Source organism: Burkholderia sp. EMB26 (assembly GCF_024730645.1).
In the GTDB taxonomy this organism is placed as follows: domain Bacteria; phylum Pseudomonadota; class Gammaproteobacteria; order Burkholderiales; family Burkholderiaceae; genus Burkholderia; species Burkholderia cenocepacia.
The window spans coordinates 2,396,030-2,413,545 of sequence record NZ_CP078070.1 but is presented as its reverse complement, the minus strand read 5'-3'; the positions used below and the strand labels follow the sequence as shown (position 1 = coordinate 2,413,545).

The 17,516-nt window shown below is 66.0% G+C and carries 19 protein-coding genes; 16 read left to right on the top strand and 3 right to left on the bottom strand.

What is annotated here, in order from left to right; genetic code table 11:
- Nucleotides 1–31: 31 nt before the first annotated feature.
- Nucleotides 32–1,648: a dihydrolipoyllysine-residue acetyltransferase gene (aceF, locus tag KU887_RS11410; protein ID WP_080332024.1), complete on the top strand. Its 1,617-nt coding sequence runs from the start codon at nt 32–34 to the stop codon at nt 1,646–1,648.
- Nucleotides 1,649–1,925: 277 nt separating this feature from the next.
- On the top strand, nt 1,926–3,695 hold the full coding sequence (lpdA, locus tag KU887_RS11405; RefSeq protein WP_006481971.1) for a dihydrolipoyl dehydrogenase: 1,770 nt from the start codon (nt 1,926–1,928) through the stop codon (nt 3,693–3,695).
- A gap of 198 nt (nt 3,696–3,893) precedes the next feature.
- Here the strand turns inward: lpdA and KU887_RS11400 are convergent, their stop codons facing one another.
- Nucleotides 3,894–4,460, bottom strand: coding sequence for a phasin family protein (locus KU887_RS11400; RefSeq protein ID WP_006481973.1), 567 nt, complete (start codon nt 4,458–4,460; stop codon nt 3,894–3,896).
- A gap of 287 nt (nt 4,461–4,747) precedes the next feature.
- Between KU887_RS11400 and KU887_RS11395 the strand changes: the two genes are divergently transcribed.
- The gene (locus KU887_RS11395; protein WP_258250063.1) at nt 4,748–4,882 is read left to right on the top strand and encodes a hypothetical protein; all 135 of its coding nucleotides are present in this window, start codon (nt 4,748–4,750) and stop codon (nt 4,880–4,882) included.
- A 232-nt stretch (nt 4,883–5,114) separates the two neighbouring features.
- Nucleotides 5,115–6,281 (top strand): D-alanyl-D-alanine endopeptidase, encoded by a 1,167-nt coding sequence (gene pbpG / locus KU887_RS11390; protein ID WP_006481981.1) that lies wholly within the window; start codon nt 5,115–5,117, stop codon nt 6,279–6,281.
- A gap of 113 nt (nt 6,282–6,394) precedes the next feature.
- Here pbpG and KU887_RS11385 read toward each other — a convergent pair whose 3' ends face one another.
- Nucleotides 6,395–7,204, bottom strand: coding sequence for an IclR family transcriptional regulator (locus tag KU887_RS11385; RefSeq protein ID WP_006478384.1), 810 nt, complete (start codon nt 7,202–7,204; stop codon nt 6,395–6,397).
- Nucleotides 7,205–7,387: 183 nt separating this feature from the next.
- On the opposite strand from KU887_RS11385, the gene KU887_RS11380 reads away from it, so the two are divergent.
- The 12 genes from KU887_RS11380 (at nt 7,388) to iscX (ending at nt 16,510) form a co-directional block, all read left to right on the top strand.
- Entirely contained in the window at nt 7,388–8,110 is a 723-nt protein-coding gene (locus KU887_RS11380; protein WP_006481974.1) for a (Fe-S)-binding protein, read from the top strand.
- Between the two features lie 34 nt (nt 8,111–8,144).
- Nucleotides 8,145–9,557 carry a lactate utilization protein B gene (locus KU887_RS11375; RefSeq protein ID WP_006481975.1) on the top strand — a complete coding sequence of 471 codons (1,413 nt, stop codon included), beginning with the start codon at nt 8,145–8,147 and terminating at the stop codon, nt 9,555–9,557.
- Between the two features lie 128 nt (nt 9,558–9,685).
- On the top strand, nt 9,686–9,913 hold the full coding sequence (locus KU887_RS11370; RefSeq protein WP_006481968.1) for a hypothetical protein: 228 nt from the start codon (nt 9,686–9,688) through the stop codon (nt 9,911–9,913).
- A 101-nt stretch (nt 9,914–10,014) separates the two neighbouring features.
- On the top strand, nt 10,015–10,497 hold the full coding sequence (locus tag KU887_RS11365) for a low molecular weight protein-tyrosine-phosphatase (RefSeq protein WP_006481978.1): 483 nt from the start codon (nt 10,015–10,017) through the stop codon (nt 10,495–10,497).
- A 114-nt stretch (nt 10,498–10,611) separates the two neighbouring features.
- Entirely contained in the window at nt 10,612–11,151 is a 540-nt protein-coding gene (iscR, locus tag KU887_RS11360) for a Fe-S cluster assembly transcriptional regulator IscR (RefSeq protein ID WP_006481969.1), read from the top strand.
- A gap of 65 nt (nt 11,152–11,216) precedes the next feature.
- Nucleotides 11,217–12,440 carry an IscS subfamily cysteine desulfurase gene (locus KU887_RS11355; protein ID WP_006481979.1) on the top strand — a complete coding sequence of 408 codons (1,224 nt, stop codon included), beginning with the start codon at nt 11,217–11,219 and terminating at the stop codon, nt 12,438–12,440.
- A 67-nt stretch (nt 12,441–12,507) separates the two neighbouring features.
- Nucleotides 12,508–12,915 carry a Fe-S cluster assembly scaffold IscU gene (gene iscU / locus KU887_RS11350; protein ID WP_006481982.1) on the top strand — a complete coding sequence of 136 codons (408 nt, stop codon included), beginning with the start codon at nt 12,508–12,510 and terminating at the stop codon, nt 12,913–12,915.
- A gap of 65 nt (nt 12,916–12,980) precedes the next feature.
- On the top strand, nt 12,981–13,304 hold the full coding sequence (gene iscA / locus KU887_RS11345; RefSeq protein ID WP_012492710.1) for an iron-sulfur cluster assembly protein IscA: 324 nt from the start codon (nt 12,981–12,983) through the stop codon (nt 13,302–13,304).
- 96 nt (nt 13,305–13,400) lie between these two features.
- Entirely contained in the window at nt 13,401–13,928 is a 528-nt protein-coding gene (hscB, locus tag KU887_RS11340; protein WP_034201918.1) for a Fe-S protein assembly co-chaperone HscB, read from the top strand.
- 54 nt (nt 13,929–13,982) lie between these two features.
- The gene (gene hscA, locus KU887_RS11335; RefSeq protein WP_077056490.1) at nt 13,983–15,851 is read left to right on the top strand and encodes a Fe-S protein assembly chaperone HscA; all 1,869 of its coding nucleotides are present in this window, start codon (nt 13,983–13,985) and stop codon (nt 15,849–15,851) included.
- 88 nt (nt 15,852–15,939) lie between these two features.
- Nucleotides 15,940–16,281, top strand: coding sequence for an ISC system 2Fe-2S type ferredoxin (gene fdx, locus KU887_RS11330; protein ID WP_006478392.1), 342 nt, complete (start codon nt 15,940–15,942; stop codon nt 16,279–16,281).
- Nucleotides 16,282–16,300: 19 nt separating this feature from the next.
- The gene (iscX, locus tag KU887_RS11325; RefSeq protein WP_006478393.1) at nt 16,301–16,510 is read left to right on the top strand and encodes a Fe-S cluster assembly protein IscX; all 210 of its coding nucleotides are present in this window, start codon (nt 16,301–16,303) and stop codon (nt 16,508–16,510) included.
- Nucleotides 16,511–16,653: 143 nt separating this feature from the next.
- On the opposite strand, the gene KU887_RS11320 is transcribed toward iscX, so the two are convergent.
- Nucleotides 16,654–17,382 (bottom strand): glycine zipper 2TM domain-containing protein, encoded by a 729-nt coding sequence (locus KU887_RS11320; RefSeq protein WP_006498621.1) that lies wholly within the window; start codon nt 17,380–17,382, stop codon nt 16,654–16,656.
- Nucleotides 17,383–17,516: the final 134 nt, after the last annotated feature.

Sequence of the window (17,516 nt, the reverse complement as noted above, 5' to 3'; positions counted from 1 at the left end):
GGAGCGCGCGCGGCCATGGAGACAGAAACAGATGAGTCAAGCGATCGAAGTGAAGGTGCCGGATATCGGCGATTACAAGGACGTGCCGGTCATCGAGATCGGCGTGAAGGTGGGCGATACGGTCGAGCCCGAGCAGTCGCTCGTCACGCTCGAGTCGGACAAGGCGACGATGGACGTGCCGAGCCCGGTCGGCGGCGTCGTGAAGGAAATCAAGGTCAAGGTCGGCGATTCCGTGTCGGAAGGCTCGCTGATCGTCCTGCTCGAAGGCGGCGCAGGCGCCCAGGCGAACGGCGCGGCCGCGCCGGCAGCAGCGCCGGCTCCCGCAGCGGCGCCGGCCGCCGCTGCGCCCGCTGCCGCCCCGGCAGCATCCGGCGGCACGCTGGAAGTGAAGGTGCCCGACATCGGCGACTACAAGGACGTTCCGGTGATCGAGATCGGCGTGAAGGTCGGCGACACGGTCGAGAAGGAACAGTCGCTCGTCACGCTCGAATCGGACAAGGCGACGATGGACGTGCCGAGCCCGGCCGCCGGCGTCGTGAAGGACATCAAGGTCAAGGTGGGCGATTCGGTGTCGGAAGGCACGCTGATCGTGCTGCTCGAAGCCGCCGGCGCACCGGCTCCGGCCGCTGCCGCGCCCGCGCCTGCCGCTGCACCGGCGCCCGCACCCGCGAAGGCTGCGCCGGCACCGGCAGCCGCCGCCCCGGCCGCCGCGCCGTCGGGCGAATACCGCGCCAGCCACGCATCGCCGTCGGTCCGCAAGTTCGCACGCGAACTCGGCGTCGACGTCGCACGCGTGCAGGGTTCGGGTCCCAAGGGCCGCATTACGAAGGAAGACGTCACGGGCTTCGTGAAGGGCGTGATGACGGGCCAGCGCGCGGCGCCGGGCGCGGCAGCCGCGCCGGCAGGCGGCGGCGAGCTGAACCTGCTGCCGTGGCCGAAGGTCGACTTCTCGAAGTTCGGCCCGTTCGAGGCGAAACCGCTGTCGCGCATCAAGAAGATCTCGGGCGCGAACCTGCATCGCAACTGGGTGATGATTCCGCACGTCACGAACAACGACGAAGCGGACATCACCGAGCTCGAGGCGCTGCGCGTCCAGTTGAACAAGGAGCACGAAAAGGCGGGCGTGAAGTTCACGATGCTCGCGTTCGTGATCAAGGCAGTCGTCGCCGCGCTGAAGAAATTCCCGACCTTCAATGCGAGCCTCGACGGCGACAACCTCGTGTTCAAGCAGTACTTCCACGTCGGTTTCGCGGCCGATACGCCGAACGGCCTCGTCGTGCCGGTGATCCGCGATGCGGACAAGAAGGGCCTCGTCGACATCGCGAAGGAAATGAGCGACCTGTCGAAGGCCGCGCGCGAAGGCAAGCTGAAGCCGGACCAGATGCAGGGCGGCTGCTTCTCGATCTCGTCGCTCGGCGGGATCGGCGGGACGAACTTCACGCCGATCATCAACGCGCCGGAAGTGGCGATCCTCGGGTTGTCGCGCGGCCAGATGAAGCCGGTGTGGGACGGCAAGCAGTTCGTGCCGCGTCTCATGCTGCCGCTGTCGCTGTCGTATGACCATCGCGTGATCGATGGCGCGGAAGCCGCGCGGTTCAATGCGTATCTCGGCGCGTTGCTCGGCGATTTCCGTCGCATCATTCTTTGATGAGCGGGGAGGTGGCTCGCGGGGGCGTGGGTTTGTTTTTGGTTCTCTACGCCCTTTCGTTGAACCTGTTGCGCTAACGGTCTGCTAGCGTCGCCCCTGCGCGGGGCGGCGGTCACTTTTCTTTGTCTTCCAAAGAAAAGTAACCAAAAGAAAGGCGCGTCCTTGGGCGGACGGCAAAGGTGGTCATGCCCAGGGTTGTGGTTTTTGCCCGGCCGTAGTCAGGTTCTTTCGCGGGTTCCTCCCCCTCTGTCTGCAGTCAATCAAGAAGGGGACAGTCATGAGTCTCATCGAAGTCAAGGTTCCGGATATCGGCGATTTCAGCGGCGTCGATGTCATCGAAGTCAACGTGAAACCCGGCGACGTGATCGAAAAAGAGCAAACGCTCATCACGCTCGAATCCGATAAAGCCTCCATGGAAGTGCCCAGCGACGTCGCCGGCACCGTCAAGGAAGTCAAGGTCAAGGCCGGCGAGAAAGTCTCGCAAGGCACCGTCATCGCCATCGTCGAAGCATCGGCAGGCGCAGCCGCGCCCGCACCCGCGAAAGCACCCGAAGCGCCGAAGGCCGCAGCAGCTGCACCGGCCCCGGCCGCCGCGCCGGCACCCGCGCCGCAAGCCGGCAGCTACAGCGGCGCGGCCGACATCGAGTGCGACATGCTCGTGCTCGGCGCCGGCCCCGGCGGTTACTCGGCCGCGTTCCGCGCGGCCGACCTCGGCATGAAGACCGTGCTCGTCGAACGCTACTCGACGCTCGGCGGCGTGTGCCTGAACGTCGGTTGCATCCCGTCGAAGGCACTGCTGCATACGTCGCTCGTCGTCGAGGAAGCCGCGGCGCTCGCGTCGCACGGCATCACGTTCGGCAAGCCGCAAGTCGATCTCGACAAGCTGCGCGACTTCAAGGGCGGCGTCGTCAAGAAGCTGACGACGGGCCTCGCCGGCATGGCGAAGGCACGCAAGGTCGAAGTGGTGACCGGCGTCGGCGCGTTCGTCGATCCGTTCCACATGGAAGTGCAGGGCGAAAACGGCAAGAAGGTCGTCAAGTTCAAGCAGGCGATCATCGCCGCGGGCTCGCAGGCCGTGAAGCTGCCGTTCATGCCGGAAGACCCGCGCGTCGTCGATTCGACGGGCGCGCTCGAACTGCGCCAGCTGCCCAAGCGCATGCTCGTGATCGGCGGCGGCATCATCGGCCTCGAAATGGCCACGGTGTACTCGACGCTCGGCGCCGAGATCGACGTCGTCGAAATGATGGACGGCCTGATGATGGGCGCCGACCGCGATCTCGTGAAGGTCTGGGAAAAGTACAACGCGAAGCGCTTCGGCAACGTGATGCTGAAGACCAAGACGGTCGGCGCGGAAGCGAAGGAAGACGGCATCTACGTGAAGTTCGAGGGCGAGAAGGCGCCGGCGGAAGCGCAGCGCTACGACCTCGTGCTCGTCGCGGTGGGCCGCAGCCCGAACGGCAAGAAGATCGGTGCCGACAAGGCCGGCGTCGCGGTCACGGATCGCGGCTTCATCGAGGTCGACAAGCAGATGCGCACGAACGTGCCGCACATCTTCGCGATCGGCGATATCGTCGGCCAGCCGATGCTCGCGCACAAGGCCGTGCACGAAGGCCACGTTGCCGCGGAAGCCGCGCACGGCGAGAAGGCGTACTTCGACGCGCTGCAGATTCCGTCGGTGGCCTACACCGATCCGGAAGTGGCGTGGGCCGGCAAGACGGAAGACCAGTGCAAGGCCGAAGGCATCAAGTACGGCAAGGCCGTGTTCCCGTGGGCCGCTTCGGGCCGTGCGATCGCGAACGGCCGCGACGAAGGCTTCACGAAACTGATCTTCGACGAGGAAACCCATCGCGTGATCGGCGGCGCGATCGTCGGCCTGAACGCGGGCGACCTGATCAGCGAAGTGTGCCTCGCGGTCGAGATGGGCGCGGACGCGGAAGACATCGGCAAGACGATCCATCCGCACCCGACGCTCGGCGAATCTGTCGGCATGGCCGCCGAGCTGTACGAAGGCGTCTGTACGGACCTGCCGCCGCAGCGCAAGAAGTAACGCGAACGGCGCGGCCGGCCACGCGCCGGCCCGGAAAAAACGCCGCCGCCCGGATCATCCGGGCGGCGGCGTTTTCTTTGGTGTGCGCGCGACAGGCTAGAAGGCGGAGCGCCGTTGCCGCTCGCCCACGCCCCCATGTTCCGGCGCCAGAAACGAAAAAGCCGCGCTGGGCGCGGCTCTTTCAGGAGCAGGGGACGCTTACGCGGCCGGCTTGCTCGAACGACGTGCGGCAGCGGCGGTGGCAGCCTTCGTTGCGACGGCAGCAGCGGCGTTGAAGTTCGTTTCAGCGATTTCGACCGCTTGCTTCGTGGCTTTCTGAACCGTTTCGTACGTGGTGTTCGCAGCGTTCAGTGCCGACTTCAGTGCGGCGACAGCCGTTTCCGAACCGGCCGGGGCGTTCTTCGCGACGTTGTCGACGAGTGCCTGGACCTTCTTGTTCTGCTCTTCGAATTGCGCTTCGGCAACCTTCGCGAACTCGGCTTGCGTCGACGACGCGATTTCGTACAGGTGACGGCCGTACGACAGCACCTTTTCCGCGACCGGCTGCGACAGGCTCGCCTGCAGCGCGATCAGTTCCTGCGCGTCCTTCACCGACAGCAGACGCTGCGCGTTTTCCTGGCCCTCGGCCAGCGTCGACTTCACGACCTGCAGGTTGAGTTCGATCAGCTTTTCGACGCCTTCGAACGCCTTGGTCGTCAGACCGAACAGGCTTTCGAGGTTGGCTTTCTGGGCGGCGGCGATTTGCTCGGGGGTCAGCAAGGACATGTCAAGCTCCTGAAAAGCGATCGCGTCGATCGCAGGGTAAAGGGCACTACGCTGGGGAACTTCGGCGATGCGTGCTTTGTGCAACGCAGCAATGAGGCCTATTTTAGGGCAGAGAAAACGGATGTCAAGTATTTTTTGTGCGTTGCACAATCGCGACAAATTATCGATAAAACAACGAGTTATCGTAGCGGTTCGGAATCGGTTTCAGGCTTGTTCCCAGATGGTGCGCACGATGGCGGGGCAAGCGCGCCGCACCATGATCACGCACAGGTAAACCTGACAGGCCCATGGAACGTTATCCTTCTGTTCCTGTCGAAAAGCGCGCCGTTTTGATGCGCGTGCCGTGGCGACGTGCCGCCGCCACGGTCGAGGCCGGCGCCTTTGGCACGCCGAGCGCCGGATACGTACTTTCCCCGCTTTAAATTGCCTCCGAAGTGACGTTATCTCAATTAACCGTGTGGTAATCGGGAGACGGGCGCTGTCGGGCAGTGCATCCCATGGATTTTTTCGATGGGAGCGGAAGGGTCGATTGGCCGGAGGTTGGCCGACCCTTACATTCCGGTTTAACGACGATCGGTAAGTGCCTAATATTGCTCTTTTTTTCAGCTTTAACTACACTTGCGGAAACCTCCCGCCCGCTTTGTCCAGACCCCAATGAAAGCCGAATCGTTTTCACCGCGCAGATTGTTGCAGAGCATGACGCTCGGCACGGCTGTGTCGGTCGCAGTCGCGTTGCTGGCGACCACCGCGTCCGTCACGCCTGCCGATGCCTTCGCCGCCACTGCGAAGACCCAAGCCGCCAAGAAAAAAGCCGTCGCTCCTGCTTCGTCAGCGAAGAAGAAGTCGGCCAAGGCGACCCCCGATAAATCCGCCAAGGTCGCCGCGGCCGATGCGCCGCGCGCGAAAGCGTCGCGAAAGCGCGTGACGCTCGCGGCGAACAACGTGCACGGCGGCCATCGCGGCGCGGTGCGCAAGGTCGCGTTCCAGCCGCGCCGTCCGACGGTCGGCCAGGCGTTCGGCCTGCACGACACGCCCGACGCGCTCGCGCTGCGCTCCAGCGTCGCGTACGTCGTCGACCAGAATTCCGGCGAGCCGCTGTTCGACAAGAATTCGCACGCGGTCGTGCCGATCGCGTCGATCTCGAAGCTGATGACGGCGATGGTCGTGCTCGACTCGAAGTCGCCGATGACCGACCAGCTCGAAGTCACCGACGAAGACCGCGACTACGAGAAGGGCACGGGCTCGCGCCTGTCGGTCGGCTCGGTGCTGTCGCGCGAGGACATGCTGCACATCGCGCTGATGGCGTCGGAAAACCGCGCGGCCGCCGCGCTGTCGCGTTATTACCCGGGCGGCCGTCCGGCGTTCATCGCGGCGATGAACGCGAAGGCGAAGTCGCTCGGCATGACCGATACGCACTTCGAGAATTCGACCGGCCTGTCGAGCTCGAACGTGTCGAGCGCGCGCGATCTCGTGAAGATGGTCAATGCGGCGTACCAGTACCCGATGATCCGCCAGTTCTCGACCGATCGCACCTACGAGGTGTACACGGGCAAGCGCAACCTGGTCTACAACAGCACCAACGCGCTGATCCGCGGCAACGGCTCGTGGGACATCGGCCTGCAGAAGACGGGCTTCATCAACGAAGCGGGCGAATGCCTGGTGATGCAGGCGACGATCCACGGCCGGCCGATGGTGATGGTGCTGCTCGATTCGTTCGGCAAGTACTCGCGCTTCGCCGACGCGTCGCGCCTGCGCAACTGGCTCGATGCCGGCGGCGGCGAACGCCTGACGGCGGCCAACACGCCGAGCGGCGGCACCTGATCGTGTGCGGCGGTTCGCCGCCGTATCGATCGCCTCAACGAAAAAGCCCCGCAATCGCGGGGCTTTTTTCGTCCGGCGACACACCGGAGCGGGAACCGGGCCGACGGCGCGGCTTACGCCTGCCGTTGCAACCCGTCCACGTCCTTCTCGGGCGCCGGCCGGTAGCCGAGCGATTCCGAGATGGTGAGCGCCGTGCGGCTCAACTGGCCGAGCCACGCGTCCTGCAGGCGGTCGGCCGGCGCCGACAGCGACAGGCCCGCGACGAGCTTGCCCGAATCGTCGTAGATGCCGGCCGCGATACAGCGCACGCCGAGCTCGAGCTCCTCGTTGTCGCGCGCGCACGATTGCTGGCGGACGATCGTCAGCTCGCGCTCGAGCTTCGCGATGTCGGTGATGCTGTTCTGCGTATGGCCGGACAGCCCCGTGCGCGTCGCATAGGCACGCACGCGCGACGTTTCGTCGGCCGCGAGGAACAGCTTGCCGACCGACGTGAGGTGCAGCGGCGCGCGGCCGCCGATCGCGCGGACGACCTGCATGCCCGAGCGCTCGGAGTACGCGCGCTCGATATAGACGATCTCGTCGCCCTGGCGCACCGACAGGTTCACGGTCTGCCCGGTGAGGCGGTGCAACTCGCGCATCGGCATCAGCGCCGCATCGCGCACCGACAGGCGCGCCTTCACGAGATTGCCGAGCTCGAGCAGCCGCATGCCGAGGCGGTAGGTGCCGGGATCGGAGCGGTCGACCAGGCGGCAGGTCACCATGTCGTTGAGGATGCGGTGCGCGGTCGACGGGTGCAGCTCCGTGCGCTGCGCAAGTTCCTTCAGGCTGACCGGGTCACTGTGCGCGGCGAGCGCGTCCAGCAACCGCATCATGCGTTCGATCACCTGGATCGACGTTTTTGAATCCGGGGTGGGTTGGCTCATGTCGGGGGAGGAATCGGTTGACGCGTCAAGCGGTGTTGCAACGATTGTATCTCGTATTGTGAAAAAAGCGAACGCCGTTCGAGGAAGTCCTCGTTTCGCGCAGTGCGGGCTTGCGCGCGGGCCGGCGTTGGTCTTGCTGGCCAAACGTCGGATAATGAGAGCCGTTTTCTCGAAGGAGCACGTATGCGAGTCGGTTTGTTCGTCACCTGCCTGGTCGACCTGATGCGCCCCGAAATCGGCTTTTCGGCGCTCAAGCTGATTCGCGACGCCGGCTACGAGGTGATCGTGCCGCCCGCGCAGACCTGCTGCGGCCAGCCGGCCTACAACTCGGGCGACCGTGCGCTCGCGCGCGATCTCGCGGAAAAGACGCTGCGCGAATTCGAGCAGTTCGATTACGTCGTCGCGCCGTCGGGTTCGTGCGGCGGGATGATCCGCGCGCACTACGGCGACCTGTTCCGCGACGACCCCGAACTGATGGGGCGCTACACGCGATTCCAGCAGAAAGTCCACGAACTGACCGATTTCCTCGCGAACGTCGCGAAGGTGTCGCTCGCGCCGGGCGAATTCGCCGGGCCGGTCACCTATCACGATTCATGCTCGGGCCTGCGCGAGCTCGGCGTGAAGGCGCAGCCGCGCGCGCTGCTCGCGCAGCGCGGCGTCGCGGTGACCGAGATGAAGGACTGCGAGCACTGTTGCGGCTTCGGCGGCACGTTCGCGGTCAAGTACGGCGACATCTCGGCGGCCATCGCGGACGAGAAATGCGCGAACGTGCGCGCGTCGGGCGCGGGCACCGTCGTGCTCGGCGATCTCGGCTGCATGCTGAACATCGAAGGGCGGTTGCGCCGCACCGGCGACCGCGACACGCGCGTGCTGCACGTCGCGCAGGTGCTGGCGGGCGACGTCTGACGCCCGGTTCCGCTCACTTTTCCCCGATACCGCGATGCAAGTCCAATCGATGCATTTCAAGGCGCGCGCCGGCCAGAAGCTGGCCGACCAGCGCCTGCAGCAGAACCTGAAGAAGCTGTCGACGAAGTTCGTGTCCGCCCGCGCCGACGCGATGACCCTGATCGACTTCCCGGCCACGCGCGCCGCGCTCAAGGCGCGCCGCAACCGCGCGCTCGAGCATCTCGACGTGTGGCTCGAGGCATTCGAGCGCGAGGCGACGCGGCGCGGCACGACGGTCCTGTTCGCCGAGACGACCGCGGACGCCGCGCGGCTCGTGGCCGACATCGCGCGCCGGCACGACGTGAAGAAGGTCATCAAGACCAAGTCGATGGTGTCCGAGGAAATGCGCCTGAACGCGGTGCTCGCGGAGATGGGCGTGCAGTCGATCGAGACGGACCTCGGCGAATACATCCTGCAGATCAACGACAACGAGCCGCCGAGCCACATCATTGCGCCCGTCGTGCACAAGGACAAGGACGAGATCGCCGACCTGTTCGCGCGCACGCACCGGCGCGAGCGGCTCACCGAGATTCCGGACATGACGCGCGAGGCGCGCGAGGTGCTGCGCCCGCATTTCATGTCGGCCGACATGGGCGTGACGGGCGGCAATTTCGTGATCGCGGAGACGGGCTCGGTCGCGATCGTGACGAACGAAGGGAACGAGGGCATGTGCACGGTCATGCCGCGCGTGCATGTCGCGGTGACGGGCATCGAGAAGGTGCTGCCGACGCTCGAGGATCTCGCGACCGCGATGCGGCTGCTGCCGCGCTCCGCGACCGGGCAGAAGACGTCGAACTACTTCTCGCTGCTGACCGGGCCGCGCGGGCCGGGCGACGAGGACGGCCCCGAGCACAACTACGTGGTGCTCGTCGACGGCGGCCGCACCGGCCTGATCGGCGGCGAATTCCAGGAGATGCTGCGCTGCATCCGCTGCGGCGCGTGCATGAACCATTGCCCGGTGTACCAGAAGGTCGGCGGTCATGCGTACGGCTGGGTCTATCCGGGGCCGATGGGCTCGGTGCTGACGCCGAGCTACGTCGGGCTCGACCGCACGCTCGACCTGCCGCAGGCCGCGACGCTGTGCGGCGAATGCGACAGCGTCTGTCCGGCCGGGATTCCGTTGTCGCACCTGCTGCGCACGCTGCGCGAGAAGCAGGTCGAGCGCCATCTGCGGCCGTGGCGCGAGCGGGCGGCGCTCGCCGCGTGGGGTTTCTTCGCCCGGCGGCCGATGCTGTATGCGCTGACGACCAAGCTCGCCGTGCGCATCCTCGAACGGCTGGGCGGCAACGGCGGCACGTTGCGGCGCCTGCCGATGATGGGCGGCTGGATGGACACGCGCGACATGCCGACGCCGACCGGGCGCACGTTCCGCGAGCTGTACGCGGCGTCGCAAAGTCACCTCGGCTGACACTGTTCAGCGGGCAGCAACAGTGCGTTCGCTATTTGTATATTTATCTCGATAGATGCGGTCTATAGAATCTCGTCTGTAGTCCCCGGAATTGGGTTTCGGGGTACGAGGTCAAGGAGGTCCGCATCATGAAAAAGACAATATCGATGTACTGGCCGCTGGCAATCGTGGTCCCGCTGGCAGCGGTTGCCTATCTGCATGCGACGGCCGGTGCGCCGTCGCGCGGCCCGCTCGCGGTTCACCAGGCGTCCGCCGAACTGGCGCGCGCGGTGTCGTTCGGGCTGGTCGGCGACGCGGCGACGCCGCTGCCGGCGGCATCCGGCGAGATTGCGCTCGCTGCGCCGAAGGCGCTGTAAGGCATGGCGCCGTCGCTTGGCGCGGCGGCGCGATTCCGGTCGCCTTTGTATAATGGCGTGTTCTTCTCCCACGCGGTCCGCCGCGGCTTTCCGATAGTGCGATGACCCGCGTTGCGATCTGTTTCGTCTGTCTCGGCAACATCTGCCGTTCGCCCACCGCGGAAGGGGTGATGCGCCACCAGGTCGACGCGGCCGCGCTGGCCGACCGGATCGCGATCGATTCGGCCGGCACCGGCGACTGGCACGTGGGCGAGCCGCCCGATACGCGCGCGCAGGCGGCCGCCCGGAGCCGCGGCTACGATCTGTCGGCGCTGCGCGCGCGGCAGGTGAGCGCGGCGGATTTCGAGCGGTTCGATCTGCTGCTCGCGATGGACGAGGCGAATCTCGCCGAACTGCGCCGCCGTTGCCCGCCGCAGCATCGCGACAAGGTGCGTCTGCTGATGGAGTTCGCGCCGGGCGCGACCGAAACCGAAGTGGCCGATCCGTATTTCGGCGGTGCGCAGGGCTTCGAACAGGTGCTCGACCAGGTCGAGCGCGCGTGCGCGGGCCTGCTGGAGACGCTCCGGGCCCGCACGGCGCGCTGATCGCACGGTATTCAGCGGTCTGCGAATACCCTTTCAAAGACATGGATACTTGACTAAAAACGTCAAATATTTATACTTGACCAAAATCGTCAAGATTGCAGTCCCCTAGACACCATGAGACTCACCACCAAAGGCCGTTTCGCCGTCACGGCGATGATTGACTTGGCACTGCGCCAGGAGCAGGGCCCGGTGACGCTTGCAGGCATCAGCCAGCGCCAGCGGATTTCGCTCTCGTATCTCGAACAGCTGTTCGGCAAGCTGCGCAGGCATGAAATCGTCGAATCCGTGCGCGGCCCGGGCGGCGGCTACAACCTCGCGCGTCGCGCGCAGGACGTCACCGTTGCCGACATCATCATCGCGGTCGATGAACCGCTCGACGCCACGCAGTGCGGCGGCAAAGGCACGTGCGACGGCTCGAAGCAGCCCGACGGCCATTGCATGACGCACGAGCTGTGGTCGACGCTGAACCAGAAGATGGTCGAATACCTCGATTCGGTGTCGCTGCAGGATCTCGTCGATCAGCAGCGCGCACGCGAGGGCGCCCCCGCGGTGCTGCGCGATCGTCGCGCGCCCGAGCCCGTCGCCGCACCGGCCGAGCCCGCGCGCACGATGCCGCTCGGCCCCAATTCGGTGTTCAACATCGCGAGTTCGTGAGCGCGAAGGCGCCCGCCATACCCCATAACGCACATAGTCCCTGCACAGAATACCCGGAGCGACAGATGACCCAAGAGACTCTCCACCTGCCCATCTATATGGATTACAGCGCGACGACGCCGGTCGATCCGCGCGTGGTCGACAAGATGGTGCCGTACCTGCGCGAGCAGTTCGGCAACCCGGCGTCGCGCAGCCACGCCTATGGCTGGGACGCGGAGCGTGCGGTCGAGGAAGCACGCGAGCAAGTGGCCGCGCTCGTGAACGCGGATCCGCGCGAGATCATCTGGACGTCCGGCGCCACCGAGTCGGACAACCTCGCGATCAAGGGCGCCGCGAACTTCTACAAGGGCAAGGGCAAGCACATCATCACGGTGAAGACCGAGCACAAGGCCGTGCTCGATACGTGCCGCGAGCTCGAGCGCGACGGTTTCGAAGTCACCTACCTCGACGTGAAGGATGACGGCCTGATCGATCTCGACGTGTTCAAGGCCGCGCTGCGCCCGGACACGATCCTCGTGTCGGTGATGCACGTGAACAACGAGATCGGCGTGATCCAGGACATCGAGACGATCGGCGAGATCTGCCGCGAGAAGGGCATCGTGTTCCACGTTGATGCCGCGCAGTCGACCGGCAAGGTTGCGATCGATCTCGCGAAGCTGAAGGTCGACCTGATGTCGTTCTCGGCCCACAAGACCTACGGCCCGAAGGGCATCGGTGCGCTGTACGTGCGTCGCAAGCCGCGCGTGCGCATCGAGGCGCAGATGCACGGCGGCGGCCACGAACGCGGCATGCGTTCGGGCACGCTGCCGACGCACCAGATCGTCGGCATGGGCGAAGCGTTCCGTATCGCCCGCGAGGAAATGGCGACCGAGAACGAGCGCATCCGCATGCTGCGCGACAAGCTGCTGCGCGGCCTGTCGCAGATCGAGGAAACCTACGTGAACGGCGACATGGATCACCGTGTCCCGCACAACCTGAACATCAGCTTCAACTTCGTCGAAGGCGAGTCGCTGATCATGGCGATCAAGGACGTCGCGGTGTCGTCGGGCTCCGCGTGCACGTCGGCGTCGCTGGAGCCGTCGTACGTGCTGCGGGCGCTCGGCCGCAACGACGAACTCGCGCACAGCTCGATCCGCTTCACGGTCGGCCGCTTCACGACGGAGCAGGAAGTCGACTTCGTGATCGATCTGCTGAACAGCAAGATCGCGAAGCTGCGCGAACTGTCGCCGCTCTGGGAAATGCACCAGGAAGGCATCGATCTGTCGACGATCGAATGGGCCGCACACTGATACCGCATTGAATGCAACCGCGGGCGGATTGACGCACGCAGACGTAACGAGTCAAGGAGTCTGAGTCATGTCTTACAGCAACAAGGTTCTGGATCACTACGAAAACCCGCGCAACGTCGGTTCGTTCGCGAAGGACGACGACACGGTCGGCACGGGCATGGTCGGCGCGCCGGCTTGCGGCGACGTGATGAAGCTGCAGATCCGCGTCGGCGCGGACGGCGTGATCGAAGACGCGAAGTTCAAGACTTACGGTTGCGGTTCGGCGATCGCATCGAGCTCGCTCGTCACCGAATGGGTGAAGGGCAAGACGCTCGACGAGGCACTGTCGATCAAGAACACGCAGATCGCCGAGGAACTCGCGCTGCCGCCGGTGAAGATTCACTGCTCGATCCTCGCGGAAGACGCGATCAAGGCAGCCGTGGCCGACTACAAGAAGCGCCACGACACCAAGGAAGGCGATCAGGCAGCAGCCTGAGCGGCACCGAGCGGCTAGGGAAGGAAACGCGGTGCCTCCGGGTGGGGCGCCGCGGCAAGGACATCATGGCAATTACACTGACCGAAAAAGCAGCACAGCACGTGCAGAAATACCTCGTCCGTCGCGGTAAGGGTATGGGCCTGCGGCTTGGCGTTCGCACGACCGGGTGCTCGGGACTCGCGTACAAGCTCGAGTATGTCGACGAGCTGGCGCCCGAGGATCAGGTGTTCGAGAGCCATGGCGTGAAGGTCATCGTTGACCCGAAGAGCCTCGCCTATATCGACGGCACCGAGCTCGACTTCGCCCGCGAAGGCCTGAACGAAGGGTTCAAGTTCAACAACCCGAACGTGAAGGACGAGTGCGGGTGCGGGGAATCGTTCCGCGTGTGACGCGGCGCGCTCCGCGCGATGCGGGCAAGAGGCGGCACGGGCCGCCTTTTTAATGTGCGGCGTTTGCCGCGCGACGAACCGGAATTGAACGCGACGATGGTTTCGCTGAAAGACAGCCATTTCGACCTGTTTCACCTGCCGGCGCAATTCGCGCTCGACGAGACGGCGCTCGACGCCGCCTACCGGACGGTGCAGACGCAGGTGCATCCGGACCGCTTCGCGGCGGCCGGCGACGCGCAAAAGCGTATCGCGATGCAATGGGCCACCCGCGCGAACGAGGCGTACCGCACGCTGCGCGATCCGCTGAAGCGCGCGTCCTATCTGCTGTCGCTGCGCGGCGTCGACATCGGCGCGGAAAACAACACGGCGATGGAGCCTGCGTTCCTGATGCAGCAGATGGAGTGGCGCGAGGGCATCGAGGATGCCGCGGCCGCCCGCAACGTCGACGCGCTCGATGCGTTGCTCGCCGAGTTGCGCGACGAGAAGCGCATGCGCGTCGAGCGCCTCGGCACGCTGCTCGACAGCGGCGCCGACCAGGCCGCCGCGGAAGCCGTGCGTCAGCTGATGTTCATCGAACGGGTCGCGTCGGAAGTGGGCGCGCAGATCGAGCGCCTCGAAACTTAACCGCGTGCCTTGCGGCACGCGCAGCAAACGGGCCGAGCGCCCGAACGAACCAAGATGGCTTTACTGCAAATTTCCGAACCGGGCATGGCGCCGGCGCCGCACCAGCGGCGACTCGCCGTCGGGATCGATCTCGGCACGACGAACTCGCTCGTCGCCGCCGTGCGCAACAGCGTGCCTGAAGTACTGCCGGACGAAGCGGGCCGCGTGCTGCTGCCGTCCGTGGTCCGTTATCTCGAGAAGGGCGGCCGCCGCATCGGCCACGAAGCGAAGGAGCAAGCCGCGACCGATCCGCGCAACACGATCGTGTCGGTCAAGCGCTTCATGGGCCGCGGCAAGGCCGAGGTCGAAGGCGCGGCGAACGCGCCGTACGAATTCGTCGATGCGCCGGGCATGGTGCAGATCCGCACGATCGACGGTGTGAAGAGCCCGGTGGAGGTGTCGGCCGAGATTCTCGCGACGCTGCGTTATCGCGCGGAAGACACGCTCGGCGACGAGCTGGTCGGTGCGGTGATCACGGTGCCCGCGTATTTCGACGATGCGCAGCGCCAGGCGACCAAGGATGCCGCGCGTCTCGCGGGCCTCAACGTGCTGCGCCTGCTGAACGAACCGACTGCCGCGGCGATCGCCTACGGTCTCGACAACGCGGCCGAAGGTCTTTACGCGGTGTACGATCTCGGCGGCGGCACGTTCGACCTGTCGATCCTGAAGCTGACGAAGGGCGTGTTCGAGGTGCTGGCCGCGGGCGGCGATTCCGCGCTCGGCGGCGACGATTTCGACCACGTGCTGTTCGACCATGTGCTCGCGCAGGCCGGTATCGACGCGAAGACGCTCGCGCCCGAAGACGTGCGCCTGCTGCTCGATCGCGTGCGCGTGCTGAAGGAAGCGCTGTCGTCGGCGCCCGAAGCGGCGCTCGACGTAACGCTGTCGAGTGGCGCGCACCTGGCGCAGACGATTTCGCACGACACGTTCGCATCGCTCGTCGAGCCGCTCGTGCAGCGCACGCTCACGCCGACCCGCAAGGCGCTGCGCGATGCGCAGGTCACGCCGGCCGACATCAAGGGCGTCGTGCTCGTCGGCGGCGCGACGCGCATGCCGGTGATCCGCGACGCGGTCGCGAAGTATTTCGGCCAGTCGCCGCTCGTGAACCTCGATCCGGACCAGGTCGTCGCGCTCGGCGCGGCGATCCAGGCCGATCTGCTCGCGGGCAATCGCGGCACCGGCGACGACTGGTTGCTGCTCGACGTGATTCCGCTGTCGCTCGGGGTCGAGACGATGGGCGGCCTCGTCGAGAAGATCATTCCGCGCAATTCGACGATTCCGATCGCGCGTGCGCAGGAATTCACGACCTTCAAGGACGGCCAGACCGCGATGGCGATCCACGTCGTGCAGGGCGAGCGCGAGCTCGTGGCCGACTGCCGGTCGCTCGCGCGCTTCGAGCTGCGCGGCATTCCGCCGATGACGGCGGGCGCCGCGCGCATTCGCGTGACCTATCAGGTCGACGCGGACGGCCTGTTGTCGGTATTTGCACGCGAGCAGCAGTCGGGCGTCGAGGCATCGGTCGTCGTGAAGCCGTCGTACGGCCTCGCCGATGACGACATCGCGAAGATGCTGGAAGACAGCTTCAAGACCGCTGAAATCGACATGCGCGCCCGCGCGCTGCGCGAAGCGCAGGTCGAAGCCCAGCGGATGCTCGAGGCGACGCAGGCCGCGCTGGCGGCCGACGGCGAACTGCTCGATGCCGACGAGCGCGCGCAGGTCGACGCGCTGGCCGATGCCTTGCGCGCGGTCGCGCAGGGCGACGATACGAATGCGATCGAAGCGGCGACCAAGGCGCTGGCCGACGGCACCGACGAATTCGCGGCGCGCCGGATGGACAAGAGCATCAAGCGCGCGCTGTCGGGCCGCCGGCTCGACGAGATCTGAATCCACGAACCGCGCATCGGCCGGCAACGGCCTGCGCGATGATGAACCGTGCGGCGCGTCGCGCCGCACCCTGACTGACGGAACGGACATGCCTCAACTGGTGGTGCTGCCTCACGTCGAACTGTGCCCGGATGGCGCAGTGATCGACGCGACGCCCGGCAAGAGTATCTGCGACAACCTGCTCGATCACGGGATCGAGATCGAGCATGCATGCGAGAAGTCGTGCGCATGCACGACGTGCCACGTGGTGATCCGCGAGGGCTTCAACGATCTGACGCCGTCCGAGGAGGACGAGGACGATCTGCTGGACAAGGCGTGGGGCCTCGAGCCGACGTCGCGCCTGTCGTGCCAGGCGATCGTGAAGGAAGATTCGGACCTGGTGGTCGAGATCCCGAAGTACTCGATCAACCACGCGAAGGAAAACCACTGACCGAAACCGGAGGCAGGCGATGAAATGGACCGATTCGCGTGAAATAGCCATTGCGCTGGCGGACAAGCACCCCGACATCGACCCGCAGCGGATCAACTTCGTCGACCTGCGCCAGTGGGTGCTCGAGCTCGACGGCTTCGACGACGATCCGACGCACTCGGGCGAGAAGATCCTCGAGGCGATCCAGGCACACTGGATCGACGAATCGGATTTCGACGACGAGGACTGACCGACCGGCCAGCGCGTGCGCGGCAACGGTTACGCCGCGCCCATGAAAAACGGCTCGTGAGCGTTTGCTCACGAGCCGTTTGCGTTTTCGGCGAGCCCGCACACGACAGGCGGGCAGGGGCGCCGGCGACTACATGATCCGCTTCATGCGCCGACCAGCGTGCCGTTCTCGATCCGCACGCGCTGACCCTGGCCGAACGGCGGCGGGTTGCGGTACGTGAACGTGCGGGTCGCGCCGCTTTCCATCTGCACTTGCACCTGATAGTCGGTTTCCGCGCGAACCTGCTTCTCGACCTGGTTGCCGGCGAGGCCACCGCCCAGCGCGCCGATGATCGTCATCGCGGTGCGGCCGTTGCCGTGGCCGAACTGGTTGCCGAGCAGGCCGCCGGCCGCCGCGCCGCCCACGGCGCCGATCCCCGAGCTCTGGCCCGGCGTGCGCATCTGCGTGATCGACACGACCGTGCCGCAACTCTGGCAGTAGGTTTGCGCAGGCGCCGACGGCTGCTGCGCGTATTGCGGCGGTTGCGGGGCGGTCGTGTGACGGCGGTGCGGCGCAGCCGGGCGCGGCGCGGGCTTCGGCTCGGCCTGCGCGACGGCGGCCTTCTGCTGCGCGGCGGCCTGTTCCGCGGCCTGCCGCTGCGCTTGCGCGGCCAGCGCGGCGCTGGCGGCCGCGGCCGTATCGACGGCCGGCTGCGACGCGATCAGCGCGGCCTGGGTCTGGCCGTTCTGTTCGTTGCTGCTGGTGGCTTTCGGGAAGACGCCCGTGATCGCTGCCGTCGCCGCGAGGCTGGCGACGATGACGGCGCCCGCCGCGGTGGCGATGAGCGGGTGGAGGCGTTGCTTTTGCGGCGTGGTCTGAGTCTGGTTGTCCATTTTCTTCTCCAAGGTCGATCCGGATCGGCGCGCTGCGCCGGAGCAGGATCCCACGCTCGGGAGCGAGCAGACTTGGCGTTCCTGCGCCTCGTTCTGGTCCCGTGGTCATGCGTGGTGACGCAAAAGGAGTGTCG